Below are 25,386 nucleotides of genomic sequence, written 5' to 3'. Positions count from 1 at the left end.
CCATGAGCATCCTGAAATTTGAAAACGTTTCCAAAAGCTTCGGTGAAGGCACCGCCAAAACCGACGTTCTGAAAAACATCGATTTGGAAGTGCAGGAGGGCGAGTTCCTCGTCCTTCTGGGCTTTTCCGGATCGGGAAAAACCACACTGATCAACCTGATGGCTGGCCTTGAAAAGCCCTCCGCCGGCAATGTAACGTTCAAAGGCAAACCCATCTCTGGTCCCGGTCCGGAACGTGGCGTGATTTTCCAAAGCTATTCGCTGATGCCGTGGCTGACGGTGAACGGCAATGTGCGCCTCGCGCTCGACAGCGTGTTCCCCAAAATGTCCAAGGCCGAAAAAGAGGCCAAGGTCGATCACTACATCAAAATGGTCGGCCTCTCGCACGCCGCCACCCGCCGCCCAGCCGAGCTGTCAGGTGGCATGCGCCAACGTGTGAACGTGGCACGCGCCTTGGCGATGAACCCCGAAGTTCTTCTGCTTGATGAACCCCTTAGTGCCCTTGATGCTCTCACCCGCGCCAACCTTGCGGACGAAATCGAGGCCATCTGGCAGGCCGAGAAAAAGACTTGTGTGCTGATCACCAACGACGTGGACGAAGCCATCATTCTGGCCGACCGCATCATCGCGCTAAACCCAGACGGCACCTTAGGCCAAGAGTTCAAAGTCGACATCCCCCGCCGCCGCGACCGCATCGAAATGAACCACCACGACGGGTTCAAAAAACTGCGCGCCGAAGTGACCAAATACCTGATGGATGTCGGCATCGCGGCCAAGACCGAAGGCACCAAAGTGCTGCCAGACGTCACCCCGATCCACGGCGTGCCAGCGGCCGTCAAAGATGCCCAGAAAGGCATGATTGATTACAACTTTTTGGACTTCTCCAAACTGCACAAAATCTATCCAACGCCCAAAGGCCCGCTCACCGTGGTTGAAGATTTTGACCTCAAGATCCAGCGCGGCGAATTCATCTCGCTGATCGGTCACTCCGGCTGTGGCAAATCCACAGTTCTGACAATGGCGGCCGGTCTGAATGAAATTTCCAAAGGCGGCATTCGCCTTGATGGCCGCCACGTCGAAGGCGCTGATCCCGAACGCGCAGTGGTCTTTCAATCGCCCAACCTTTTCCCGTGGCTTTCGGCCAAGGAAAACGTCGCGATTGGCGTGAACAAAGTCTACCCGAAGGCCTCGATGGCCGAACGCCAAGACGTGATCGAATACTACCTCGAACGCGTCGGTCTGGGTGACGCCATGGACCGCCCCGCGCACTCCATGTCTAACGGCATGAAGCAACGCGTCGGCATCGCCCGCGCCTTTGCCCTGTCGCCAAAACTCCTGCTTCTAGATGAACCTTTTGGCATGCTCGACAGCCTCACCCGCTGGGAGCTTCAGGAAGTGCTGATGGAAGTCTGGGACCGCACCAAAGTGACCGCGATCTGCGTCACCCACGATGTGGACGAGGCCATTCTCTTGGCGGATCGCGTGGTCATGATGACCAACGGGCCACAGGCCACAATCGGCAAAATCGTCGATGTGGACCTGCCCCGCCCACGCACCCGCAAGGCGCTGCTGGAGCACCCAGACTACTACCGTTACCGCCAGGATGTGCTCGATTTTCTTGAAGAATACGAGCACGGTGCGAAGCCAAAGGCAAAACCGGCCAAGGCCATCGCAGCGGAGTAGCAAAGATGAACGATACCCAGATCACATTGGTTCAACAGAGTTTCGAAAAAGTGGCCCCTATCGCGCCACAAGCGGCAGAGATTTTTTATGCCCGCCTCTTTGAAATCGCCCCAGAGGTCACACCGCTTTTCCATAGCGACATGGCCGAGCAGGGCGCCAAGCTGATGGCCACTTTGGGTGCCGTCGTCAAAGGGCTGCGCGATCTGGATCGCATCGTGCCAGTCGCACAAAACCTCGCCGTGACCCATGTGGGCTATGGCGTGACCGCTGATCACTATGAACCTGTGGGAGCAGCGCTGCTCCACACGCTCAAAACCGGGCTGGGCAACGATTTCGACGCTGAAACCGAAGCCGCTTGGGAAACCGCATACACGACCCTTTCGGGCGTGATGAAAGACGCCGCTTATGGCGGGTCACCAGGACAGACATGACGCAGAAACTTATCATCATCGGGGCTGGGATGGCCGCGGGCCGCGCGCTCGAACATCTCTTCGAAGCCGCCCCTGACGCTTATGACGTCACCCTTTTCAACGCCGAACCGCGCGGCACCTACAATCGGATCATGCTGTCCCCCGTCCTATCGGGTGACAAAGCGTTTGAGGACATCATCACCCACCCCGCCGAGTGGTACGAGGAACACGGCGTTGCCTGCCGGTTTGGCCAAAAGGTCGCCAATATCGACCGTGCCGCCAAAACCGTGACATCCGACAACGATGACGTGCTGGCCTATGACAAGCTGATCATCGCCACCGGCTCCAACCCTTTCATCATTCCTCTGCCCGGCCATGATCTGGACGGAGTGATCGCTTACCGCGATCTGGAAGACACCAACGCGATGATCGCGCTTGGCGACAAACCTGATGCCAAAGCCGTTGTGATTGGCGGCGGCCTTCTGGGTCTTGAAGCCGCCGCAGGTCTTGCCCTGCGCGGTGTCGACGTAACCGTGGTGCACATCATGGGCCACCTGATGGAACGCCAGTTGGACGAGGCCGCCGGTTACCTTCTGCGCAAGGCGCTGGTCGACAAAGGCATCACCGTCAAATGCTCGGCCAACTCCAAGGAAATCCTTGGTGAAAACGGCAAGGTCAAAGCTCTCTTGCTGGATGACGGCACCGAATTGCCTTGCGATCTTCTGGTGATGGCCGTCGGCATCCGCCCATCGGTAGGGCTGGCCGCTGAGGCCGGATTGGCCACGGGTCGCGGTATCCATGTGGACGACCAGATGGTCACGTCAGATGAAAACATCCTGTCGCTTGGCGAATGTGTAGAACACAACGGCGATATTTTCGGCCTTGTGGCGCCGATCTTTGACCAAGCCAAAGTCATCGCCAAAACCCTTGCAGGCGAACAGGCGGCTTTCTCGAACAAAGAAGTCGCCACCAAGCTCAAGGTCACCGGCTGTGATCTGTTCTCAGCAGGTGATTTCGCCGACGCAGAGGGGCGCGAAGACATCGTCTTCCGCGATCCGGCACGCGGCGTCTACAAACGTCTTGTGATTGAAGACAACCGCATCGTCGGCGCCGTCATGTATGGCGACACGGCAGACGGCAACTGGTTCTTTGGCCTGATCAAAGACCGCGAGGACATCTCCGAGATGCGCGATACGCTCATCTTTGGCCCCGCCTACCAAGGAGGGTCCCCCCTGGACCCTATGGCAGCCGTTGCAGCCTTACCGGATGATACCGAAATCTGTGGCTGTAACGGCATTTCCAAAGCACAAATCATCGCCGCCATCAACAACGGCGCCCACACATTGGACGCGGTCAAATCCACCTCCAAAGCCGGCTCTTCCTGCGGCAGCTGCGTGGGTCTGGTGGGTGATCTTCTAGGCTTTACGCTCGGCGACGAGTTCAAAATGCCCGAAAAGGAAGTGGTCTGTAAGTGTACCGACCTTTCCCATGACGACGTGCGCAAACTGATCGTCGCAAAGGAGTTGAAATCCATCCCGCAAGCCATGCAGGAACTGGATTGGAAAACCACCTGCGGCTGCCACGTGTGCCGTCCTGCGCTGAACTACTATATGGTTTGCGCGTGGCCCGGTGCTTATGAGGATGACGGCAAAAGCCGATTCATCAACGAACGCGTGCACGCCAACATCCAGAAAGACGGCACCTATTCAGTGGTGCCTCGTATGTTGGGTGGCATCACCACCCCGAATGAACTGCGCGCCATCGCCGATGCCGCCGACAAATTCGACGTGCCAACCGTCAAGGTGACAGGCGGTCAGCGCATCGACCTTCTGGGCGTCAAGAAAGACGACTTGCCCGCCATTTGGTATGACCTCGGTAAGGCCGGCATGATCTCCGGTCAGGCCTATGCTAAGGGCCTGCGCACCGTGAAAACCTGTGTGGGATCGGATCATTGCCGCTTTGGCACGCAGGACTCCACCGGTCTTGGCATCCAGATCGAAGAGGCCATGTGGGGCGCATGGTCGCCGCACAAGTTCAAACTGGCTGTCAGCGGTTGCCCCCGCAACTGCGCCGAGGCCACCTGCAAAGATCTTGGCATCATCTGCGTCGACAGCGGCTATCAAATCCTCGTCGGCGGCGCCGCAGGGCTTGATCTGCGTGAAACAGATCTTCTGGTGCAAGTCGCCACAGAAGAGGAAGCCATCGAAGTTTCTTGCGCCTTCTACCAACTCTATCGCGAAGGGGCGCAATACCTGCACCGGCCTTACAAATGGATCGCCAAAGTCGGTCTGGACTGGGTCAAGGAGCAGGTTGTTGACGATCTGGAAAACCGCAAGGCGCTGGCCGAGCGTTTCCACTACAGCCAGAAATTCTACCAGATCGACCCATGGGCCGAACGCGCCAAGCAAGGCGTTGACGCCCACGAATTCGCCCCCATCGCGGACTTTACAAAGGTGGCAGCAGAATGAGTGATTTCATCGACATTGGCAGCATCAACGACATCCCCCTGCGCGGCGCGCGCGTCGTGCGCACCCATCACGGTGACATCGCGGTCTTCCGCACCGCTACAGGTAACGTTTATGCACTGGATGAATATCTGCCGGGCAAAGCTGGCCCGCTTTCCAATGGCATCCAGCACGACGAAAAAGTGACTGACCCGATGTACAATTGGGTTTTTGACCTTGCCACTGGCGAGGCCCAAGGGGCCGACGAAGGCAAAGTTGGCACGTATGCGATCAAATGCGAAGACAACCGCATTCTGATTTCCGCCGCCGCCGTCAAAACCTCTGTGGCCGCAGAATGACCAAATCGATCTGCACGACCTGTCCGTATTGCGGCACCGGGTGCGGTGTGGTTGCGACACGTGATAACGCGGGCGGCCTCACCGTCAAAGGCGACCCCGCGCACCCTGCCAACTTTGGACGGCTTTGCTCCAAAGGGTCGGCGCTCGGAGAAACCGTCACTGCGGACGGTCGTCTCCTCGCGTCGCAGATCGACAACCGGCCCGCAAGTTGGGACGAAGCGCTCGATCTGGTGGCCGAAAAGTTTTGCACAACGATTGCCAAACATGGTCCCGACTCCGTGGCGTTTTATGTCTCTGGCCAACTGCTGACCGAAGACTACTACGTCGCCAACAAGCTGATGAAAGGCTACATCGGCTCCGCCAATATCGACACCAATTCACGCCTCTGCATGGCCTCCACCGTCGCTGGCCACAAGCGCGCCTTTGGCACCGACACCGTGCCCGGAACCTACGAAGACCTTGAATTGGCCGATCTTGTCATTCTCACCGGATCCAACCTCGCATGGTGCCATCCGGTGCTTTACCAGCGCATCGCCGCCGCCAAAGCCGCGCGCCCGTCGATGAAAGTCGTCGTCATTGACCCGCGCCGCACTGCAACCTGCGATCTTGCTGACATGCACCTTGCCCTGCGCCCCGGTACGGATGTGGCCCTGTTCAATTATTTGCTGGCGCAAACCCACGCCCAAGGCGCGGTCGACGCGGCCTATGTCAGCGATCACGTCTCAGGCTTTTCCGAAGCGTTGGACGCCGCCAGTTCGACCGACGTCTCTGATACCGGCTTGCCTCCCGAGCAGCTCACAGCCTTTGCCGACCTCTGGTTGCGCACCGAAAACACCGTCACTGTGTTCTCCCAAGGCGTGAACCAATCCGATCACGGCGCCGACAAGGTCAATGCAATCCTGAACTGCCACCTTGCCACAGGTCGCATCGGCAAACCCGGCGGCGGGCCGTTCTCCGTCACCGGCCAGCCCAACGCCATGGGCGGACGCGAAGTCGGCGGCTTGGCCAATATGCTGGCCGCGCATCTGGACATCGAAAACGCCACCCACCGCGACGTGGTGCAAACTTTTTGGGACGCGCCGACAATGGCTGACCAACAAGGTCTCAAGGCGGTCGACATGTTCCAAGCCATCGGAACAGGCAAGATCAAAGCGTTGTGGGTGATGTGCACCAATCCTGCCGTGTCCATGCCCGACGCCAACGCCGTGCAGGCCGCCATCAAGACCTGCGATTTTGTTGCCGTTTCGGACTTGTCGGCCACAACAGACACCGCGCTTTTGGCCGATGTGGTTCTACCAGCCACAGGCTGGGGCGAGAAAGATGGCACCGTCACCAATTCCGACCGCACCATCAGCCGACAACGCCCGCTGATGCCGCCCACTGGCCAGTCTCGCCACGACTGGGACATCATCGCAGACGTGGCCCGCCGTATGGGGTTTTCCGGCTTTGACTATGACACCCCCGCGCAAATCTTTCGCGAACATGCAGCCCTCTCCGGTCTCGCAGCCGCTCAGGGCAAAGACTTCGACATCAGTGGCCTCTCCGACATTTCAGATGCCGATTTTGACGCCTTCAAACCTACGCGCTGGCCTGTCCGCGCCGATGGCTCCCGAACCGAACGCTTCTTTGCCAATGGCGGTTTCTTCACGCCCAACAAACGCGCCAACATGCTGCCCGTCGCGCAGCCTGCCCTTCGCGCATCCCCCGCCGCGTTGCCTTATCGTTTGAACACCGGCCGTATTCGGGATCAGTGGCACACTATGACCCGCACCGCACTCGCCCCGCGTTTGAACCAGCATTATGGCGAACCCTTCCTTGAATTGCATCCTGAGGACGCAGTTGCGCTTGGCCTGCGCGCCGCCGATCTGGCGCAAGTTGAGAGCCACCATGGCACTGCCATTCTGCGCGTCTTGATTACGGATCGCGTGACGCCGGGCAACGTTTTTGCGCCAATACACTGGACAGGCGAAACCGCCAGCGCTGGTCGAGTTTCTGCATTGGTGCCGCCTATCACCGATCCGATCTCGGGTCAGCCCGACAGCAAATCCGCACCAGTATCGATCAAACCATACGGTCCCGCATGGTATGGCTTTGCTGTCAGCGTGGCCAATATCTCCCCACAAACTGCGTACTGGGCCAAAGCAAAGTCCGACACGGGTTGGCGCACAGAACTTGCCGACACCAAAGCGCCCGAAAGTTGGCAAGACTACGCGCGCACATTGTTTGAGGCGCCCGAAGCCAAAGCCAGCAGCGTCACCGATCCCGCACGCAACCTCGCCCGCGTGGCTTTGCACGAAAACGGCAAGCTCATTGGTGCGCTCTACGCCGCTCCGACCCCTGTCAGCGTCTCACGTACGTTCGCCACCGGCCTGATTGGCACCGACGGCACAGGGGCGCTTGCCGGACGTCCGGGCGCAGATCAACCCGATCCCGGCGCCACCGTCTGTGCTTGTTTCAACGTCGGGGTGAACACCATTCTGACGGCGATTGAAACCAACCAGCTGATGAGTGTTCAAGCCATCGGTGCAGCCCTGTCAGCAGGCACAAACTGCGGCTCCTGCAAGCCCGAACTGGCCGCGATCCTGAACGGTGCTCACAATCGTGCTGCGGCCGAATAGATCTCAGATCGCCACAAGGTGGTTGTCAAAGGCCAACGGGTGAAAAGCCGCAATTTTCGTCTGGATACCAACGACATGGCCATCGCCGGTTGTCGCCATCATGCCCATGCCCGCGCCGCTGATCCCGCAAACATCCGCCGCGCCCACCGCGCCAAGATACGCGCCACTCAGGGCGTCAAATCTCTCCACATACCCGCCGCGCGGGCTCGAGATCGCAATCCACATGCCGCTGCCGCAATACGCCACGCTGCCCGCATAGCCTTTCATTCCCAGATGTACGGCTTCTGGCGACATGCAAAACCGCGCGGTCTCACCCAATCGGTGCAATCCCAACAACGGCGGCGCGTCCCAGAACTCACCTTGCCACTGCATTGCAAACCCCACCTGCCCTGACGCATCCACCGCAAGATGGCGGATCGAATTGAGGTGCCAGTCATCCCTGATTTGCACCCGCTGTACCACGGTGCCTTTGCCATCCAGATAGGTCAAATTGGGCCGCATGTGCCTCAGATTCAGCTTCTCCCGCCCACTTTCTGGGTGCGTGTGAATGCCGCCATTGGCCACGACCAGCATTTCCTTACCCGGTAAACGCAACACCTCATGCGGGCCAACGCCACCTGACGAAAACTCACCCAAACGCCGGTACCCGTTTCCGGCATCCCAAACGCCGATCACGCCCGCCGCGCTCTCATAGTTGTTCTCGGTGGTATAAAGCCGCGCACCGTCTTTGGAAAACACGCCATGCCCGTAAAAATGCCGCCCCCGTGGCGCTTCCAATCGCGCCAGTATGCTCCCGTCGGAACAATCCAGCACAATGGCATAGGTACCGGGTCGCCGCGCAAAGGCCACCGCCTCCGCCCGCTCCGGATGGGCCGCCGCGGCGTGACCACGTGCTGGCAAAGGCATCTCAAAGGCCAAGGTCGCGTCACTGCGCAACCCAACCAAAACAAAGGTCCCATCCGAACGTCGCGCGGCACTCAGGTATTGCGGATCCCCGATCGCGGCCCAGCTGCGCACCGGTACCACGCTCGCCGCCAAAGCCCCTGTCATAAACCGACGCCGCGAAGTCATCTCAATCTCCGTCTAACGCATTAAAACCAATCGACACATCAAGCGCGACTGTCATTTCCGCCACAACCTGTTCGCGCAGCGCATTAACGTATTGCTGCAGGCTTTCAATCGTCAGCCGTGCAATCGGCTCTTTAACACCGGCGAACGCCGGATCATCAAAGGTCGCATTGTTTAACACGGTTTCAAACGCACCGTCCAACCGCGCAGCTACCGACGTCTCGCCTGCCAATGCCGCCGTCAGATCTCGTGTTGCTTCCAGTGACAGAACCACATGGCGCAGCGACCGGCCAGACCGCCAGGCCTCCGCCCGCTTGGGCCGAGGGCGATCAAACGTGCCCAAGGGCCGCGCCAGCCGCGCTTCTTCGGTGAACTGCAGCCCCGTAGCCACAGCCTTCAACAACTCTCCCGCAGCTTCATTTGTGGTGTGATACGCCCCCGACTTAGAGGGCGCGATCATCTGGGCGGCATAGTACTGCCCCCAATCTCCATCGATTTCCTCAGCCCGCACCGCGATGCCTTCACTCAGGTTGCGGATCAATTCGCAGCGATACTCCGGCGCACCCATCGTCATGTAGGTTGGATCGTACAAAAGATAATCCAGCGCATAAAATCCCTGCACAGCAATCGATTGCTGCATCAGTTCTGCTGCCTCCAACCCTGCGGGCACTTCCTCTGCAATCAAACCCGCCAGGGCCTTTGGGGTTTTGCTGCGCGAGTCCGGCCAAAAGGCCAAAGCAAAGGCGCGGTTGTCCGTCTCACTCGGACCAAAGCGCAAATGGCTGACCCGCACCCAATCATCAAACGCCGCGTGATATGCCCCGCGCAACGCCTCATCTTCCGCGTTGCAGTTGGTATATGCCGCACGCGACAAATCCCGCGCGGACGTCGCAAATCGCGCATAACTTGGCAAAACATGCTGCTCAACCGCTGCCGTCACCCGCGCTGACAGGTCCACGTCTTGCGCCGCCGCTTTGGCCGCACCGCTCACCATAACCAAAAGGCTCAAAACCAAGCTTCGGATCATCACAAACTCTCCAAGAACGCCAACAACGCGGCGCGATCTTCTGGCGGCATCGCCACCACCTTTTCTTTCGCAGGCCCTGCCTCGCCGCCATGCCACAGCACAGCTTCCAGCACGGTGCGCGCGCGCCCATCATGCAGATACCCTTGCTGGCCACCTGCCTGCGCCACAAGGCCAAGTCCCCACAGTGGCGCTGTCCGCCATTCGCGGCCGGTGGCCAAACCATCCGGCCGCCCATCGGCCAATCCATCTCCCATGTCATGCAACAAAAGGTCGGTATAGGGCCAAATCAGTTGAAAGCTTCCTGTGCCCCCACCGTCGAGACGATGAGTCACATGTTTCGGGGTATGACAGCCCACGCATCCCGAAACATGAAACAACTCTTTACCGCGCAACACCTCGGGATCATCCACACGCGCCCGCGCGGGCACACCCAGATTTCGACTGTATAAGGCCACCACACCCATCGCTCGGCTGTCCACTTCCAGTCCCTCACGCTCCGGATCGCCGCCGTGCGGCGCTGTGCGACAATCCTGCTGCACCTCTGTGCAATCCCCCCAATGCCACGGAAACAGCGGTGTCGAGAGGCCCAAATCGGCAGAGAACGCCGCCGCCGCCTGTTCGCTCACCGTCGGTAACGTCGCCTTGTGACCAAACCGGCCCAACATCGGCACGCCATATTCGGCACTGGTCACAACATTGGCCCGTCCGGATATCCCGTCATTATTGGCGTCTTCGGGATCAGCCAAAGCCAAAATGGTTTCGCTCGGAATGGCCTCCAAAAGACCCAATCCGATCATCGCGGGTGCAACCCGCGCCGAGATCATTGCACCGTCACCCAACGGACCCTGCCTTAAATCAAGATCATAGCTGGGCACGCGCAGGTCGGCGCTTTCGCCCCCCGCCAACGCAACGGACCCCTCGTCATAGCGGATGCCAAGCTGAAACTCCGCCTGCATGCCGCTCAGCGCCTTGTGCTGCAACTGCCCGCCATACGTCGGATGGGGCATCGTTCCGCCATCTCCATCTGGCACCGAAACGCGGATCAACAGCCCGTCCGTGCCGGCAAATCCGCGGCCGTCGTTGACATGACAACTTCCGCAACTGCGCGCATGATAAAACGGCCCAAGCCCGTCGGATGCCCGCGTCGACGACGGCGACGCCACCCAAAGCTTCTCAAACATCGCGCGGCCCAGCTCGAAATCCAGTCGCTGATTTTCTGGCAAATTTTCGGCGTGTCGCGAAAACACTTGGCCATCCATGCGCCGCGACACCGTTGCCGCACCTGCGCTTAGCACCTCAAAGACCTCAGGCTTGGAAAAATCCGTCGGCGGCTGCAAAATTGCATCAATCCGCACCTGTTCCTGCGTCGCCCTCGGCACCACGTTCAGATGTGGCTCCGACAGTTTTTCGCCTGCCGACACCCATCCGGCACACAGCAAACTCGCTGCGACGCCCCATCGGGCTTTTTTCTGTGCCGACATATCCATGCCTCAGCATACTAACCACCAAAAGGTGCGGATCAATATGTCCGCACCTCTTTATTTCAACCACACGTTGCGCCTCCTGTTAATGGAAGACCGCGTCCGGCCGATCCAAACTGTCCGATCCCTCGACCGCGATGTCGTCCAGCCCCAACACGCCCACAACCCGCTCAATCGACTTGGTCTGGTCCACAAAGCCGTCGACGCCACCCATAATCAGGGCCTCACCGTCCGCATTGCCCGCTTCCAGCATCATGTCATAGGAAAAGCCGCCTTCAGCCGCTTCCTTAATCGCACCCAACGCCACCATTGTTGCGCTCAGCTTGGCTTTCATCTCCGCGTCCAGTCCGCCGTCTTGCGCAGATACCAGCCCGGACAAAGACGCACCGCTGATCACGGTGCCATCCACGCGGGTATAGCTGCCAAGATAAACGTTTTGAACGCCCAGACCGTTATAGAAATGGCTGTTGTGGGTGTTGTCGGAAAAGCAGTCATGCTCTTCTTCCGGATCGTTCAGCATCAGACCCAGACGCATGCGCTCGCCCGCAGTTTCGCCATAAGACAGGCTGCCCATCCCGGTCAGCATCGCGCTCAGGCCCGCCGCTTCATTCTCCAGAACCGCTTCACGCGCAGCACCGCCATCGACCCACTGCGCGGTCATCCACCCCAGATCACTGATCAGCAAATCAGTCGCGGCCTTCAAAAAATCCGCACGTCGTGCACAATTGCCGCCCGTGCAAGCGGAGCTCACTGCGAAGTCGCTCGCCGGACGTGCGCCTGCCCCCGCGTTGGTGCCGTTCAAATCCTGACCCCACAACAGGAATTCAATGGCGTGATAGCCAGTTGCCACGTTGGCCTCGACCTCATCAGCTTCGTGCAGGGTTTCGGCCAAAAATTCCGGCGTGATGTTGGTCGCGTCGATTTCGACCCCGTTCACCGTCAGCGTTGGATTGGCGATCACATTCGCCACTGCCAGAGGGTTCTCGTCTGTAGTGCCACCATAAGACGGATCCACATAGTCAATCAGACCCTCGTCCAGCGGCCAAGCATTCACCTTGCCTTCCCAGCTGTCCACAATCGCATTGCCAAAGCGATAGACTTCGGTCTGCTGATACGGCACGCGCGCAGCCACCCAAGCGGCCTGCGCTGCAGCCAGATTGGCTTCGGTAGGATCTGCGATCAACGCATCAACCGCTGCGCCAAGTACTTTGGCCGTTGCGGTGCTGTCGCCATAATTTGCCGCGGCAATATCGGCATAGGTCGTCAACACGGCTGTGTCCGCCATGGCCGCACCGGCCGAAATCAGCGCCACAAACGAGGTGCCCAAAATTGTGCGTTTCATACTGTCTCTTTCCTTCGATGGAATCTCGTTCATGCGGATTAGCCGCATCATTTCGTCAGGATCAACTTGCTGGCTTTGGTGATGCGCAGCGTGTAAACTTGCCCGTCCAAAACGATCCGCGCCTGCGTCTCGCCTTTGGTCAGATCTTTCGCGTCATACACCGGATGGTCCTCAAATGAGGTCATGCCTATGCTCCCTGTTGTCCCGCGAGTCATATCTGACAAAATCACTCAATTATGTCAATCCGAGTTTTTTTGTCAGAATAAATAAATCTGCCTAACTGTGACCCAACAGGCCATTTCCCTCACACCCAACGCGCAATCTCGGAAACCAGCGGAGACCGCCGAAAAGATCAAAGTGATCACTCTTGCGTTGGCGACTTGATGATCGCGGCGTTTCCCCTAGTGTCGGCGCGACAACAACGCGCAAACTCAAAGGAAATCCGATGACAAAACTTACTGGCCAATGCCTCTGTGGCGAGATCTCATTCGACGCTGATGGCGATGTGCCTGTCATGGCAAACTGCCATTGCACCGCATGCCGCCAATCTACCGGCAGCGCCTTTGCCACTTTGATGTTCATGAAACAGACCGACGTAAACGTCACCGGCACTCCAAAGACTTACCAGCACAGCTCGGATACCGGCAACACGATGACCAAATCTTTCTGCGGGACCTGTGGAACGCCTATGTTCACGCAAAACTCGGCACGCGAAGGCATGTTGGGGTTGCGCGCGGGCCTGATCAACGAACATCAGGAATTCACCCCGAAAGTGAATGTTTACACCTCGAGCAAAATGCAGGCCACGGTTCTTGACGACGCTCTCCCCGCTTTTGAAAAAATGCCGGGCTAAACCTGCCAGTCCCAGACCGCCTGTCTGGCCTCTAGGCACCTCCAAACAAAAAGGGCGCTCCAGTCGGAGCGCCCTTTTCACTTGCTAATAAACCGCTTATCGCACCACAAAAACTGACTGTTTCGCATGGCGCGAAATCCGCGCCGCGTTGGGTCCGATCAGGTAATCCTGTAGATGCGACTTGTGGGCACCGACGATGATTGCGTCGGCCTTGACCGCTTCGGCCTCTTTCAACACCAAATCATAGATCGTACCCTGATCTACATGCAGGCGCAGGTTCTGAACTTCGGCGAAGCGTTCTTTTCCCCAAGCCTCAAGCGCTCCTTTGGCTTCCTTTAGGATCGCCTTGTTGTGATCACCGCTGAAAAAGCTGCCGACAATCGACATGCCATAGTCCGGCACGACGTTCATCACATGCAGCTCTTCCCCTCCGTTTTTCATCATTTCGGAGGCTACGTCTGCGGGGCGTTCCGCCCCCTTCAGGTCATTCACATCAACCGTCAGCAAAATTGTCTTGAACATATCCGTTCCTCCTCAGAACGCCGGTTGTGTTGCGCGCGGACGCTGGATCAACATCAGACCCGCCAGCAACAACAGGGCCGGAATAAAGAACAGCTCTTTGGGCAAGCGATCGTTTTCGACTTCGGCTTTTGCGATCACCACCGGACTGTCGCCATAGTAGTCATACTCGGTGCCCAACGTTCCGAAGAAAGGCGAACCCGGGAAGGGTTCTTCAAGCAACAGCTTGTCCTCCTCGGCAAACACCGTCAGCCCGTTGTCCCCCATCGCGGCGTCCGCATCCGGTCCTTCATAGACAAAAGTCACTGTTGTTCGTCGATCCTTACCAGTGTCAAAATCCGGTCCCGAAACCGTCAGTCGCACGGTACTGCCAAGCTCCTGAGCACTGATCACCTCAAGCGCGGCTGGCCCTTCGACAACGGTGTATTTCTCACTTACCTGATCGAGGAAAAAGTCCGGCCTGAACAACATGAAGGCAATGAACAATAGCGCCGCGCTCTCCCATCGTTTCGATTTGGCGATGAAATAGCCCTGCGTCGCCGCCGCGAAGATCAGCATCGCGATAAGGGCAATACAGAACACCAGCACCGCCTTACCCAGACCCACGTCAATCAACAACAAGTCGGTGTTGAAGATGAACATGAACGGCAACAACGCGGTTCGAATGTCATAGGCAAAGCCCTGAATACCGGTCTTGATCGGATCGCCCCGCGAAATCGCCGCCGCCGCATAGGCCGCAAGGCCCACCGGTGGCGTGTCATCCGCCAAAATGCCAAAGTAGAACACGAACATATGCACCGCAATCAGCGGCACCACGAGGCCGGATTGCGCGCCCACACCGATGATCACCGGCGCCATGAGCGAGCTGACCACGATATAGTTCGCCGTCGTCGGCAACCCCATCCCAAGGATCAGGCTAAGTACAGCCACCAACAGCAGCAGGATCATCAGGTTTCCACCCGAGATCACCTCGATCACCTGCCCGATCACCTGATGCGCGCCGGTCAGGCTGATGGTACCGACAATGATGCCCGCTGCACCCGTTGCCACACCAATCCCGATCATATTGCGTGCCCCCATAATGAGGCCCTGAACAAAGTCGTCCTTGCCCGCCATCACCGCTTCCGCCAAAGCACCTTCGCCGCGGAAGAACGCTTTGATCGGGCGATGGGTCAGCGCCACGATGACCATAAAGATCGTCGCCCAAAACGCCGAGAGCGCAGGTGAAAGCCGCTCAAGCGAGTCGGTCTTCACCATCAGGTTCCACACCAGAATGAAAATCGGCAGCGCATAGTACAAGCCACCAATCAGCGTCGGCGTCAGCCGAGGTGCCTCAAGCGGTGCGTTGGGATCGTCCATCTCGACGTCAGGATATTTCGACGCGACATATAGCAAAGCCAGATAGATCAGCCCGACCATGCCGACGGCTGCATAAATGCTGTCGCCCATAATGGGATCAAGCACGCCACGCAGGCCAATCATCAAGAACGTACAGGCACCGAGGACAAGGAAGCCAGACAGGAACAGGATCAGAATAAGGATCGGCCCGATGTGCCGCCCGGCTTTCTTCAGGCCCTGCATCTGCATTTTCAGCGCTTCAAGGTGCACGATGTACAAAAGCGCGATGTAGGAAATCACCGCAGGCAAAAACGCGTGTTTCACCACGTCGATGTAGGGAATGTTGACGTATTCCACCATCAAAAAGGCCGCGGCCCCCATCACCGGTGGTGTCAGCTGTCCATTGGTGGAACTCGCCACCTCAACCGCGCCGGCTTTTTCGGCCGAAAACCCGATCCGCTTCATAAGCGGAATGGTGAACGTGCCTGTGGTCACGGTGTTTGCAATTGACGATCCGGAAATCATACCGGTCATCATCGAGGCCAAAACCGAGGCCTTTGCAGGACCACCGCGCAGCGCACCCAAAAGGGCAATCGCCACTTTGATAAACCAGTTGCCCCCACCCGCACGGTCAAGCAGCGCGCCAAACAGAACAAACAGGAAGATCATCGTCGTCGAGACGCCCAGCGCCACGCCAAACACCCCTTCGGTCTGCATCCAATAGTGGCCCAGCGCCTTCTTGGGCGAGGCCCCACCATAGTTGGTGATGTCCCGCACCCACGCGCTTTCACCGCCGAAAAAGGCAAACAACACAAAGATCGACGCAATGATCACCAACGGCAATCCAAGCGAGCGATAGACACAGATCAACAAGACTATCATGCCGATGGCCGACACAATCATATCCGTATCGGTCCACAGACCCGGACGGTCAGCGATCTGATAGCGGAAGAAAACAAGATAGAGGCTGGCCCCAACGCCCAACGCAATCAACACCCAATCATAAAGCGGAATGCGGTCGCGCGGCGATGTCTTAAACATCGGGAACGCCAGAATCGCCAAAGACATGGCAAACGCCAGGTGGATGTAACGCGCCTGCGCCACCACATTGGCAAAATCAGTAAATCCGGTCAGTTGCGCCAGCACTCCGGGCAATTTCGACGCGATATAAAGCTGGAAAAGCGACCAGATGATGCAGATCCAGATAATAAGTTTGCCTTGAAATCCAGTCGCGTTGCGCGCGCCTGTATCGGCTTCTGCCACAATAGCGTCGGCGGCGGCGGTGCCATCATTTTGATGATCTTGTGCCATGTCTGTCCCCGTTGAACGAATATGCGAAGGCGCCCCGCATCACACGGGGCGCTTTCAAAGGCTTTAACTCAGGGTCATACCTGCCTTACTGCAGGCCAAGCTCCATATACGCTTTGGCCGCACCGGGGTGCAGTGGCGCACTCAGGCCGTCTTTGACCATTTCCGCTGGGTTCAAGTTGGCAAACGCAGGGTGCAGCTTGCGGAAATCTTCGATGTTCTCCATCACCGATTTCGCCACAATGTACACAACGTCATCAGGGATGGTCGCCGACGTCACAAAGGTCGCGCCCACACCAAATGTAGTGGTGTCGCCGTCGGTGCCTTTGTACATGCCGCCCGGAATAGTCGCTACGCGATAGAACGGGTTATCCGCTACTAGCTTGTCGATCTCAGGACCCACAACGTTCACAAGGTTCGCAGCACAGGTTGTGGTCGCTTCCTTGATCGCGGCGGCTGGGTGACCAATGGTATAAACCATCGCGTCGATGTTGCCGTCACACAGCTGCTTGGCCATTTCCGAGCCTTTGTACTCGGTCGCAAGAGCGAAATCGCCCATGTCCATGCCATAGGCTTCCATCACAACTTCCATTGTGGCGCGCTGACCGGAACCGGGGTTACCAACGTTAACGCGTTTGCCCTTGAGGTCGGCAAAACCATTCACGCCCGCATCCGCACGCGCAATCACGCTGAACGGCTCAGGGTGTACCGAGAACACTGCACGAATGTCAGGGAACGGGTTGTCCGCAAACTTCGACGTGCCGTTATAAGCGTGGTGTTGCCAGTCAGACTGCGCCACACCGAACTCAAGCTCGCCGGCTTTGATGGTGTTGATGTTGTAAACCGAGCCGCCGGTCGATTCCACAGCACAGCGGATGCCGTGCTCCTTGCGGCTTTTGTTCACCAGACGGCAGATCGCGCCGCCAGTGGGGTAATACACACCGGTCACACCGCCGGTACCAATCGAGATAAACTCTTGTGCAGTTGCGACACCGCCAAAGGTCATCGACGCGACAATGGCTGCGCCTGCCAGTTTCAGTTTGGAAATCATCTTAGGCTCCCTAGTTGATGATAGTAAAAGTCTTGTGCGTTGTTTTTGCGCCCTGCTTTTGCGGGCTTATCTTGACTTGATCTTACTCGGCCCAGAAATCTCCCAGGCTCTTGTTCCGGCGTTCAACGTCACGGATGCGCTGACTCGTATCTGTTCCGGACTGCGCCACCAGCATGGCGATAATTGTCTCCATCAATGCCAGAGTCGCAGCATAAGATGAGAAGAACTGTGGACTCTCTGACGGCACAATAAAAGGAAAAGTCGCAAATTTGTTCGCCGGACAGGCGTGGCTGTCGCAGATTACAATGGTTTTTGCGCCGACTTCTTGCGCCATTTCCGCAGCCCGAACTGCGCGGCTGGCATAGGGCGCTTTGGTCACAACAAACAGCACATCCTCAGGCCCCATCGACGCCAGCGACGCCCCAAGCGACGCCCCCATCCGGCCCGCGAGCGTCCAGTTGGTGGCAAAGTAATTCGCCAGATACGCCATGTATTCGACGATGCCGGTCGACCCGAAGGCGCCAAACAACACCACGTTGCGGGCTCCGTCCAAAGCGTCCACCGCCTCCTGCAACCGTGTGCGATCCAGCGTTGCACCCATTTCCGAGAGGTTCCACACGCAGGCCGCTGTTTGACGGTCCAGAATGGTCTGGCTTGAATCGCTGCTTTGCTTGAGCAGATCGGCGCGCTCCGCAAACGACGTCTGCCGCCCGCCAACAGCTGAACGACACAATTCGCGCATTTCTTCATAGCTGGAAAAGCCAAGCGACCGCGCCAGCCGCGACAAGGTCGCAGGCGACACGCCACTGGCCGCAGAAACCGACCGCAAAGAGCGCGCTGCCACATCCATCTGGTTGGCCACAACGTAATCCGCTGCCGCCTGCAAACGCGCACTCAGGTCAGAATAGCTTTCTGCAATTCTGTCTTCGATCCGTATCGGTTTGTTCACGAATCCCCTCCACTTGACAGGAACATTCCATTTGTTTTACGCAAAGTCAACAGGTGAAACATATGTTTCACGAGTGCTTAGAACTGTCTCAAAAGACACTCCCATGAGGAATAATCTCAAGATGTCAGCCGGTTACGACTCTTCTGAAATATTGACGGATCGGCGCCTCACCGCCATCACAGCGCAGAAAATGCCGAGAATCACCGTGGCCCCCAACGGCGCACGCCGCCAAAAGGCGGATCACCCCGCAATTCCGTTAACTATTTCCGAGATCACAAAGACCGCGCGCGCCTGTCAAATCGCGGGCGCCGGCGCACTCCATTTACACGTGCGCGACGCAGCCAACCAACACACGCTCGACGCCGGTCTCTACCGCGAAACCATCGCGGAAATCGAAAGCCACGCCCCCGGCATGGCGATCCAAACCACCACCGAGGCTGGCGGCATTTTCGACGTGCCTGCCCAGCTGACCTGCCTGCTGGATCTGCGCCCGACCGCTGCCAGCGTGTCGGTGCGCGAAATCATGCGCAGCCCTGATCTGGCCCCGCATTTTTACGCCACCGCAGCCGATATCGGCACCGAGGTTCAACATATTCTCTACGACACGGACGACCTAAACACCCTGTGCCACCTGATCGACACCGGCACCATCCCGCAAGACATGCGCGACGTGCTTCTGGTGCTGGGCCGCTACATCCCGCCGCGCCCAGCGCGCGCCTCCGAACTTGCGCCCTTTGTTGCAGCGCTCAAGGGTGAATTCCCCAACTGGACCGTGTGTGCCTTTGGCGCCAACGAGCACGCCGTTATGCTGCAGGCCGCCAAGATGGGTGGAGACCTGCGCATCGGTTTTGAAAACAACATCTGCCGTCCCGATGGCACCCCTGCAGCTGACAACGCCGAAAACATCGCCCGCATTGCCACCGCCCTTCGTGAACCCTCAAGAAAGGAGCCCACGCCATGAGCCACGCCTTTCCCCGTCATAGCCGCAAAACCCCGCCCGTCGTTGCACGCGGCGAAGGCCCTTTCCTCTATGACCAATCCGGCAAAGCCTATTTCGACGGCTCCGGCGGCGCTGCGGTTTCCTGTCTCGGTCATTCGGACCCTGCGGTGATCAATGCCATCAAAGATCAAATCGACACCGTCGCATTTGCCCACACCGGCTTCTTCACCTCCGAACCCGCCGAAGCCCTCGCCGACGCGCTCATCAACGCCGCTCCCGGAAACCTGGACCGCGTCTACCTCGTCTCTGGCGGATCGGAAGCGATGGAAAGCGCCCTGAAACTCGCCCGCCAATACACCGTGGAACAAGGCGACACGTCCCGTCGCCACATCATCGCACGCCGCCAAAGCTATCACGGCAACACCCTTGGCGCATTGGCAACAGGCGGCAACATGTGGCGCCGCGAACCCTTTGCACCGATGTTGATGGACACGCATCACATCGCGCCTTGCTACGCCTATCGCGGCCAAAAAGAAGGCGAATCCGAATTCGACTATGGACAGCGGGTTGCAAACGAACTCGAAGACAAAATCGCAGAGCTTGGCGCAGAAAACGTGTTGGCCTTTGTCGCTGAACCGGTGGTTGGTGCCACCTCCGGCGCGGTCCCTCCGGTCGCAGGCTACTTCAAACGCATCCGCGAGATCTGTGACACCCACGGCGTCCTTTTGATCCTGGACGAGGTCATGTGTGGCATGGGACGCACCGGCAGCCTTTTTGCCTTTGAACAGGACGGCATCACCCCCGACATCTGCGCCATCGCCAAAGGTCTTGGCGCTGGCTATCAACCCATCGGCGCGATGCTCTGTACGGCCGAGATCTTTGACACCATCCGCGACGGCACGGGTTTTTTCCAACACGGCCATACCTACAACGGCCACCCAACTGCCGCCGCCGCCGCCCTCGCTGTCCTGAACCGGCTGACCACCGACGGCATCGCCGATCGCGTGGCCCCAATGGGTGAAAAACTGCGCGGTGCTCTGAACGACCGCTTCGGCCAACACGCCCACATTGGCGATATCCGCGGCCGTGGTCTTTTTATTGGCATGGAACTTGTGGCAGACCGCGACACCAAAGCGCCGTTTGATCCCGCGCTGCAAGTGCACGCCAAAATCAAAGCCGCCGCCTTTGACGCTGGGCTGATCTGCTACCCGATGGGCGGCACGATTGATGGCAAACTTGGCAACCACATTCTGCTGGCGCCACCATTCATCATGCAAGACCACCACATCGGCCTTATCACCGATGCGCTCGACACGGCCTTGGCGGCAAGCCTGCCTTAATCACCGCAGGAACGGCTCGCCTTTCATCGTCTCGGGAATTTCCGCGCCCATCCGGCTCAAAATCGTCGGCGCCAGCTGCAACTGATGCAGCACGGTGTCGCTGTCCGGCCCTTTGGCGTCCCCAAAATAGTAAAGCGCAAACTCCTGCTGCAAATCACTGCGCCCGCCATGATGGCCGCGCGCGTCCTGCCCGTGATCGGCGGTGACGATCACCTCATAGCCAAACTGCCGCCACTTCGGAATAAACGGCGCCAGCATCTCATCCATCACAAAACAGGCGTGATCCATTTCATGGCTTTCGTGCTGAAACCTATGCCCCATGCTGTCCAGCGTGCAGGTGTGTAACATGCCATAATCCAGCCCCTGCTTCAGACACAGATTGCTGAGCGTCGCAAACAAATCCACATCACTTGGCGTCATCTGGTTGGCCGCCCCATAGCCGGTCATTGTATGAAACCGCCCGTGATTGATCGTCTTGGCATCCGGTTCGTCATATTCAATGTCGCGCACGTAATCGAACGGATGGCGGTTGAAAAACTCGCTCCAGAACGAATGCGCCACCGCTCCGGTCTTGCCGCCCGCTTTACGCACCTGCGCAAAAATATCCGGCTGTTTGATACGAAACACATTGCCGTTGCCGGTGCAGCCATGCTCCTGCGGTGTTACACCCGTGTGGATCGACGCATAACAACTTGCGGAAATCGACGGCAACACCGCGCGCATTTTCCATTTCTGCGCCGTGCCGTCTTCGACCCAGCCCTCAAGGTTGCCAAACAACCGGTTCCAGTTGCGCCACGGCACGCCGTCCAGAATGATCAACAAAAGTTTGCGGTCCATGATTGTCTCTCCAAGCCCATTGCCTTGGCCAGACTCTAGGCTGGCACGCCGCTACGGCACAATCCGCAAACGATGCTTCCCGAGCGGCATCCGAACACAAAAATACCGGCTTTTCCTCTTGCCTCAAATATCCTGGGGTGAGCGCGTCAGCGCGAGGGGCAACGCCCCTAAACCAAAACAGTGCGCCCAACCTTGATCAGCCGCTATTTGTTCAACGCATCCAACCGCGCCCGCACACTCAACCCATGCGCCTCAAGGCTTTCAGACTGCGCCAGGGTCTCCGCCGCCGGTCCAATTGCCTTAAGCGCTTCCGGCGTCATCTTCGACAACGTTGTGCGTTTGACAAAATCCATCACCGACAGACCCGAGCTAAACCGCGCAGACCGCGCTGTTGGCAAAACGTGGTTCGGCCCACCTACATAGTCGCCGATCGCTTCAGGCGTAAACTGACCCAAGAAAATCGCGCCCGCATGGGTGATCTGTTCTGACAATCCATCCGGATCCGCCACGCACAACTCAAGGTGCTCCGGCGCCACACGGTTGGACAACGCCGCCGCCTCAGCCAAATCGCGCACCACAATCACCGCGCCGTAGTCCCGCCAGCTGGCTCCGGCGATTGCGCGTCTCTCAAGCGTCTCAAGCCGTGCCTCAACGGCCTCGGCCACCGCCTGCCCAAACGCGGCATCATCGGTGATCAGGATCGACTGCGCGCTTTCGTCATGCTCGGCTTGCGACAACAGGTCCAAGGCGATCCAATCCGGCGTGTTGTCCTTATCCGCAATCACCAGAATCTCGCTCGGCCCCGCAATCATATCGATGCCAACCTTGCCAAACACCCGCCGCTTGGCCGCCGCAACAAAGGCATTGCCCGGGCCGGTAATCTTGTCCACCGCTTCGATTGTGTCTGTGCCGTAAGCCAGCGCCGCCACCGCTTGCGCGCCACCGATGCGGTAAATCTCATCCACACCCGCGATCCGCGCTGCCAGCAACACCAGCGGATTGGCCACACCATCCGGCGTCGGCACCACAATCGCCAGCCGCTCCACGCCAGCAACTTTGGCGGGGATCGCATTCATCAGAACCGACGACGGATAGCTCGCCAACCCACCGGGCACATAAAGCCCCGCCGCGCTGACCGCGCTCCAGCGCCAGCCCAAGGTCGCGCCACTTTCGTCCGTCCAACTGTCATCGTGTGGCATTTGACGGGCGTGATAGGCGCGGATGCGCTCCGCCGCCAACTCCAGAGCTGCGCGATCCTCATCATTGACTTCGGCGCAATAGCCCTCGATTTCTTCTTGTGAAAACCGCATCGTCTCGGGCGTCAACTCCAGCCGGTCAAACTTCGCCGTCAGCTCGATCACTGCCGCGTCGCCCCGATGTCGAACGTCCGCGATGATGTCGGCAACAACCGCATCCACATCCGGGCTGTCTTCGCGCTTGGCGCCCAAAAGGGCCGCAAAGCGGGTTTCGAAATCGACATCCGAGGTGTTCAGAAACTGAGGCATAAAAAGACTCCTTTGCGGAGGTGTCTTAGCCTTGGGAGCGCTTACCCTCAAGGCGCAATGCCACCGCGCCCGGTCGCGGCTGGCTGTTGCGCAACGCACGCCGACTTTACCGCCGCGAACGCGGCCCAGCGCACCGACGCAATACCGACGGTATGCCGCCGCGATGCCGCACCTCAAAACTCCGAGGAAACAGGGGCGTTAACCACTCTCGACCAAGGTCGGAAACCAGTGCGCGTCACGCCTCGTGCTGCGGCGCTGATTTGGACGGCGCCACATAAGGTCGCGTCACATCCCGCAACGAGACTTCAAGTGCTTCCACCTGCAACCGAATGCCACCATCGCCGGCCAGCATCAACTCGATGACCCCGTCGGCATCTTCACCAGCCGTATACGCCACTGACAAAAGCGACAGGATCGTGTCTGCATCCCCGCGCGCCACACCTTGGCTTGCCACGTGCACGACGTTGTCGAACACGAGCAATGACTGCACCCGCTCTACCGCCCGCTTGCGCGTCTCGGCGGCCTTGAGGTCTTCCCAACGGAACCGGTTCAGCAAAACAGCAAACCGCCGCTCACTAGGAATCCACTGCATCTCGCTCGCAGGAAACACCGCATCCTGCATCAGGGTGGACAACACCTTCAGGTCTTCGGCGTCCAGCGCCCCAAGGTTCAGCGGCTTGTCGCCCCCGTCTTCGAAACGTGCGTCTTCAGTCACTGATCCTTCACCCTTTCGATATGGGCGCCCACGGCCCCCAACTTGTCCTCGATCCGTTCATAACCGCGATCAAGGTGATAGACACGGCTTACCATGGTCTCCCCCTCGGCGGCCATCCCTGCCAGAATAAGCGATACAGACGCCCGAAGGTCCGTCGCCATCACCCGTGCACCCTTAAGCTGATCAACACCATGCACTGTAGCAGTGCCGCCGTGAACGTCGATCGACGCGCCCATCCGGATCAGCTCCGGCGCATGCATAAACCTGTTTTCAAAGATTTTTTCCTCAAGCACAGACGTGCCTTCGGCAATACACATCAGCGCCATGAACTGCGCTTGCAAGTCGGTCGGAAAGCCGGGGAAAGGTTCGGTTGTCACATCCACGGCCTTCACCCGATCACCACGACGCGCCACTTTCAAGCCCGCCTCGGTTTCAGTCACATCAATGCCCGCAAGGTCAAGTTTCTCGGCAAAGCTCTGCACAAGGTTCATCCGGCCGCCCAGCAATTCGACCTCACCGCCACAGAAGGCAGGTGCCAACATAAAGGTGCCAAGTTCGATGCGGTCGGTCACAACCTGATGTGTCGCACCGTGCAGTCGATCCACGCCCTGCACCACGATTTCACTTGTACCATCACCTTCGATTTGCGCGCCCATCGCCCGCAGACAATCTGCCAGATCGACAATCTCCGGCTCGCGTGCAGCGTTGCGAATGACCGTTGTGCCCTTGGCAAGTGTCGAAGCCATCAGGATATTTTCCGTCGCGCCCACCGATGCAAACGCCAACTCCATCTCGGCCCCTTTCAGACCGCCAGGTGCTTTTGCATGCAGGTAACCGTCGCGCAACTCGATCTGCGCGCCCAATTTCTCAAGCCCGTAAATGTGCAGGTCCATGGGCCGCGCGCCAATTGCACAGCCCCCCGGCAACGATACAACCGCGTGCCCCAGACGCGCCAGCATTGGCCCCAAAACAAGGTTGGACGCCCGCATCTTGCGCACAATGTCATAATCCGCGACGTGGTTATCAAGGTTGTGAGAGCTCATCGCCTGCACTTTGCCATCCTGCAACGAGGTCACTTCAGCGCCCAGCGATTGCAACAGCGTTGTCATCGTTTTGATGTCGCTCAGCCGCGGCGCATTGGTCAGCGTCAGAGGCTCTTCGCTGAGAATTGTCGCTGGCATCAACGTCAGGCAGGCGTTCTTTGCCCCTGCGATCGGAATCTGCCCTTTAAGCGGACCGTTCCCGCGCACCAATATAGAATCCATTATTCCTGCCCTTCACTCTTCACTGTCTCAATGTTTCCCTCCGGCGCGGCGGCGCGCGCCTTTGCCTGCGCCTTGCGACGGCCCATGTTGGCCTTAAGAGCCGCCTTAAGACGGTCCTCTTTGCTAAGCGCTTTTTTCGTTGGTTTTTCGGAGGGTGATTTGCGTTCCATACACTTTCCTTACAGGAGCAGGAAAAAACCGTCCAGATTGCGCTTGCACCCTTCGTAGTTTGAGTCTAAATCCCCGCCACGGTAATGCTGTGGTAGCTCAGTGGTAGAGCACACCCTTGGTAAGGGTGAGGTCGGGAGTTCGATCCTCCCTCACAGCACCACCGG

The 25,386-nt window shown here is 58.5% G+C and carries 22 protein-coding genes and 1 tRNA gene; 9 read left to right on the top strand and 14 right to left on the bottom strand.

Translation table 11 applies throughout. The annotated features are described in order from the left end of the window. Positions 1-2: 2 nt before the first annotated feature. From SHIM_RS00950 to SHIM_RS00930, 5 genes are read left to right on the top strand one after another with little or no spacing between them, the layout of a single operon-like run. Positions 3-1,682, top strand: coding sequence for an ABC transporter ATP-binding protein (locus SHIM_RS00950; protein WP_054000746.1), 1,680 nt, complete (start codon positions 3-5; stop codon positions 1,680-1,682). Between the two features lie 5 nt (positions 1,683-1,687). Beyond that, entirely contained in the window at positions 1,688-2,113 is a 426-nt protein-coding gene (locus SHIM_RS00945; RefSeq protein WP_054000745.1) for a globin family protein, read from the top strand. Next, the gene (gene nirB / locus SHIM_RS00940; protein ID WP_054000744.1) at positions 2,110-4,560 is read left to right on the top strand and encodes a nitrite reductase large subunit NirB; all 2,451 of its coding nucleotides are present in this window, start codon (positions 2,110-2,112) and stop codon (positions 4,558-4,560) included. Before SHIM_RS00945 ends, nirB begins: the two co-directional genes overlap by 4 nt. Next, the gene (gene nirD / locus SHIM_RS00935) at positions 4,557-4,895 is read left to right on the top strand and encodes a nitrite reductase small subunit NirD (RefSeq protein WP_054000743.1); all 339 of its coding nucleotides are present in this window, start codon (positions 4,557-4,559) and stop codon (positions 4,893-4,895) included. Before nirB ends, nirD begins: the two co-directional genes overlap by 4 nt. After that, positions 4,892-7,513 carry a nitrate reductase gene (locus SHIM_RS00930; protein ID WP_054000742.1) on the top strand — a complete coding sequence of 874 codons (2,622 nt, stop codon included), beginning with the start codon at positions 4,892-4,894 and terminating at the stop codon, positions 7,511-7,513. Before nirD ends, SHIM_RS00930 begins: the two co-directional genes overlap by 4 nt. Positions 7,514-7,516: 3 nt before the next feature. Here SHIM_RS00930 and SHIM_RS00925 read toward each other — a convergent pair whose 3' ends face one another. The 5 genes from SHIM_RS00925 to hemP form a co-directional block, all read right to left on the bottom strand. Continuing rightward, positions 7,517-8,584 carry a DUF1513 domain-containing protein gene (locus SHIM_RS00925; RefSeq protein ID WP_054000741.1) on the bottom strand — a complete coding sequence of 356 codons (1,068 nt, stop codon included), beginning with the start codon at positions 8,582-8,584 and terminating at the stop codon, positions 7,517-7,519. Position 8,585: 1 nt separating this feature from the next. Then, the gene (locus SHIM_RS00920) at positions 8,586-9,608 is read right to left on the bottom strand and encodes an imelysin family protein (protein WP_054000740.1); all 1,023 of its coding nucleotides are present in this window, start codon (positions 9,606-9,608) and stop codon (positions 8,586-8,588) included. Continuing rightward, complete coding sequence (locus SHIM_RS00915; RefSeq protein ID WP_241488755.1) at positions 9,608-11,095, bottom strand: di-heme oxidoreductase family protein; 1,488 nt, start codon at positions 11,093-11,095, stop codon at positions 9,608-9,610. The genes SHIM_RS00920 and SHIM_RS00915 overlap by 1 nt, the downstream gene beginning before the upstream one ends. A gap of 79 nt (positions 11,096-11,174) precedes the next feature. Continuing rightward, complete coding sequence (locus SHIM_RS00910) at positions 11,175-12,431, bottom strand: imelysin family protein (protein WP_054000739.1); 1,257 nt, start codon at positions 12,429-12,431, stop codon at positions 11,175-11,177. Positions 12,432-12,478: 47 nt separating this feature from the next. Further along, positions 12,479-12,616 carry a hemin uptake protein HemP gene (gene hemP, locus SHIM_RS19885; RefSeq protein WP_152926361.1) on the bottom strand — a complete coding sequence of 46 codons (138 nt, stop codon included), beginning with the start codon at positions 12,614-12,616 and terminating at the stop codon, positions 12,479-12,481. 260 nt (positions 12,617-12,876) lie between these two features. Here hemP and SHIM_RS00900 point away from each other — a divergent pair, with 260 nt between their 5' ends. Beyond that, complete coding sequence (locus SHIM_RS00900) at positions 12,877-13,284, top strand: GFA family protein (RefSeq protein WP_082358209.1); 408 nt, start codon at positions 12,877-12,879, stop codon at positions 13,282-13,284. Positions 13,285-13,380: 96 nt separating this feature from the next. Here SHIM_RS00900 and SHIM_RS00895 read toward each other — a convergent pair whose 3' ends face one another. The 4 genes from SHIM_RS00895 to SHIM_RS00880 form a co-directional block, all read right to left on the bottom strand. Further along, complete coding sequence (locus tag SHIM_RS00895; protein WP_054000736.1) at positions 13,381-13,806, bottom strand: universal stress protein; 426 nt, start codon at positions 13,804-13,806, stop codon at positions 13,381-13,383. 12 nt (positions 13,807-13,818) lie between these two features. Beyond that, positions 13,819-16,452, bottom strand: a complete 2,634-nt coding sequence (locus tag SHIM_RS00890; protein ID WP_054000735.1) for a TRAP transporter permease — start codon at positions 16,450-16,452, stop codon at positions 13,819-13,821. 85 nt (positions 16,453-16,537) lie between these two features. Continuing rightward, on the bottom strand, positions 16,538-17,500 hold the full coding sequence (locus SHIM_RS00885; RefSeq protein ID WP_054000734.1) for a TAXI family TRAP transporter solute-binding subunit: 963 nt from the start codon (positions 17,498-17,500) through the stop codon (positions 16,538-16,540). A gap of 82 nt (positions 17,501-17,582) precedes the next feature. Next, on the bottom strand, positions 17,583-18,449 hold the full coding sequence (locus SHIM_RS00880) for a MurR/RpiR family transcriptional regulator (protein ID WP_054000733.1): 867 nt from the start codon (positions 18,447-18,449) through the stop codon (positions 17,583-17,585). A gap of 103 nt (positions 18,450-18,552) precedes the next feature. Here SHIM_RS00880 and SHIM_RS00875 point away from each other — a divergent pair, with 103 nt between their 5' ends. Then, on the top strand, positions 18,553-19,410 hold the full coding sequence (locus SHIM_RS00875) for a 3-keto-5-aminohexanoate cleavage protein (protein ID WP_241488754.1): 858 nt from the start codon (positions 18,553-18,555) through the stop codon (positions 19,408-19,410). Then, entirely contained in the window at positions 19,407-20,729 is a 1,323-nt protein-coding gene (locus tag SHIM_RS00870; protein WP_054000732.1) for an aspartate aminotransferase family protein, read from the top strand. The genes SHIM_RS00875 and SHIM_RS00870 overlap by 4 nt, the downstream gene beginning before the upstream one ends. Here SHIM_RS00870 and SHIM_RS00865 read toward each other — a convergent pair whose 3' ends face one another. From SHIM_RS00865 to SHIM_RS20285, 5 genes are all read right to left on the bottom strand, one after another. Continuing rightward, positions 20,730-21,566, bottom strand: a complete 837-nt coding sequence (locus SHIM_RS00865; RefSeq protein ID WP_054000731.1) for an alkaline phosphatase family protein — start codon at positions 21,564-21,566, stop codon at positions 20,730-20,732. Between the two features lie 203 nt (positions 21,567-21,769). Continuing rightward, on the bottom strand, positions 21,770-23,071 hold the full coding sequence (hisD, locus tag SHIM_RS00860) for a histidinol dehydrogenase (RefSeq protein ID WP_054000730.1): 1,302 nt from the start codon (positions 23,069-23,071) through the stop codon (positions 21,770-21,772). A 235-nt stretch (positions 23,072-23,306) separates the two neighbouring features. After that, on the bottom strand, positions 23,307-23,786 hold the full coding sequence (locus SHIM_RS00855) for a DUF2948 family protein (RefSeq protein ID WP_054000729.1): 480 nt from the start codon (positions 23,784-23,786) through the stop codon (positions 23,307-23,309). Then, positions 23,783-25,051 (bottom strand): UDP-N-acetylglucosamine 1-carboxyvinyltransferase, encoded by a 1,269-nt coding sequence (gene murA, locus SHIM_RS00850; protein WP_054000728.1) that lies wholly within the window; start codon positions 25,049-25,051, stop codon positions 23,783-23,785. Before murA ends, SHIM_RS00855 begins: the two co-directional genes overlap by 4 nt. Continuing rightward, positions 25,051-25,221, bottom strand: coding sequence for a hypothetical protein (locus SHIM_RS20285; RefSeq protein ID WP_193749837.1), 171 nt, complete (start codon positions 25,219-25,221; stop codon positions 25,051-25,053). The genes murA and SHIM_RS20285 overlap by 1 nt, the downstream gene beginning before the upstream one ends. Positions 25,222-25,307: 86 nt before the next feature. On the opposite strand from SHIM_RS20285, the gene SHIM_RS00845 reads away from it, so the two are divergent. Further along, positions 25,308-25,382: transfer RNA gene (locus SHIM_RS00845), tRNA-Thr, on the top strand. The last annotated feature ends 4 nt before the right edge of the window (positions 25,383-25,386 follow it).

The sequence above is a fragment of the Shimia sp. SK013 genome (genome assembly GCF_001292625.1).
In the GTDB taxonomy this organism is placed as follows: Bacteria; Pseudomonadota; Alphaproteobacteria; order Rhodobacterales; family Rhodobacteraceae; genus Shimia.
This window is presented reverse-complemented; position numbering and strand designations above follow the sequence as displayed.

What these genes read in the sequence shown, in the direction of transcription:
- SHIM_RS00895 (WP_054000736.1), bottom strand. Translation starts at nt 13,806, where the DNA reads ATGTTCAAGACAATTTTGCTGACGGTTGATGTGAATGACCTGAAGGGG.
- SHIM_RS00925 (WP_054000741.1), bottom strand. Translation starts at nt 8,584, where the DNA reads ATGACTTCGCGGCGTCGGTTTATGACAGGGGCTTTGGCGGCGAGCGTG.
- SHIM_RS00915 (WP_241488755.1), bottom strand. Translation starts at nt 11,095, where the DNA reads ATGGATATGTCGGCACAGAAAAAAGCCCGATGGGGCGTCGCAGCGAGT.
- SHIM_RS00930 (WP_054000742.1), top strand. Translation starts at nt 4,892, where the DNA reads ATGACCAAATCGATCTGCACGACCTGTCCGTATTGCGGCACCGGGTGC.
- SHIM_RS20285 (WP_193749837.1), bottom strand. Translation starts at nt 25,221, where the DNA reads ATGGAACGCAAATCACCCTCCGAAAAACCAACGAAAAAAGCGCTTAGC.
- nirB (WP_054000744.1), top strand. Translation starts at nt 2,110, where the DNA reads ATGACGCAGAAACTTATCATCATCGGGGCTGGGATGGCCGCGGGCCGC.
- SHIM_RS00900 (WP_082358209.1), top strand. Translation starts at nt 12,877, where the DNA reads ATGACAAAACTTACTGGCCAATGCCTCTGTGGCGAGATCTCATTCGAC.
- murA (WP_054000728.1), bottom strand. Translation starts at nt 25,051, where the DNA reads ATGGATTCTATATTGGTGCGCGGGAACGGTCCGCTTAAAGGGCAGATT.
- SHIM_RS00950 (WP_054000746.1), top strand. Translation starts at nt 3, where the DNA reads ATGAGCATCCTGAAATTTGAAAACGTTTCCAAAAGCTTCGGTGAAGGC.
- SHIM_RS00865 (WP_054000731.1), bottom strand. Translation starts at nt 21,566, where the DNA reads ATGGACCGCAAACTTTTGTTGATCATTCTGGACGGCGTGCCGTGGCGC.
- SHIM_RS00870 (WP_054000732.1), top strand. Translation starts at nt 19,407, where the DNA reads ATGAGCCACGCCTTTCCCCGTCATAGCCGCAAAACCCCGCCCGTCGTT.
- hisD (WP_054000730.1), bottom strand. Translation starts at nt 23,071, where the DNA reads ATGCCTCAGTTTCTGAACACCTCGGATGTCGATTTCGAAACCCGCTTT.
- SHIM_RS00890 (WP_054000735.1), bottom strand. Translation starts at nt 16,452, where the DNA reads ATGGCACAAGATCATCAAAATGATGGCACCGCCGCCGCCGACGCTATT.
- SHIM_RS00945 (WP_054000745.1), top strand. Translation starts at nt 1,688, where the DNA reads ATGAACGATACCCAGATCACATTGGTTCAACAGAGTTTCGAAAAAGTG.
- SHIM_RS00910 (WP_054000739.1), bottom strand. Translation starts at nt 12,431, where the DNA reads ATGAAACGCACAATTTTGGGCACCTCGTTTGTGGCGCTGATTTCGGCC.
- nirD (WP_054000743.1), top strand. Translation starts at nt 4,557, where the DNA reads ATGAGTGATTTCATCGACATTGGCAGCATCAACGACATCCCCCTGCGC.
- SHIM_RS00885 (WP_054000734.1), bottom strand. Translation starts at nt 17,500, where the DNA reads ATGATTTCCAAACTGAAACTGGCAGGCGCAGCCATTGTCGCGTCGATG.
- SHIM_RS00920 (WP_054000740.1), bottom strand. Translation starts at nt 9,608, where the DNA reads ATGATCCGAAGCTTGGTTTTGAGCCTTTTGGTTATGGTGAGCGGTGCG.
- SHIM_RS00875 (WP_241488754.1), top strand. Translation starts at nt 18,553, where the DNA reads ATGAGGAATAATCTCAAGATGTCAGCCGGTTACGACTCTTCTGAAATA.
- hemP (WP_152926361.1), bottom strand. Translation starts at nt 12,616, where the DNA reads ATGACCTCATTTGAGGACCATCCGGTGTATGACGCGAAAGATCTGACC.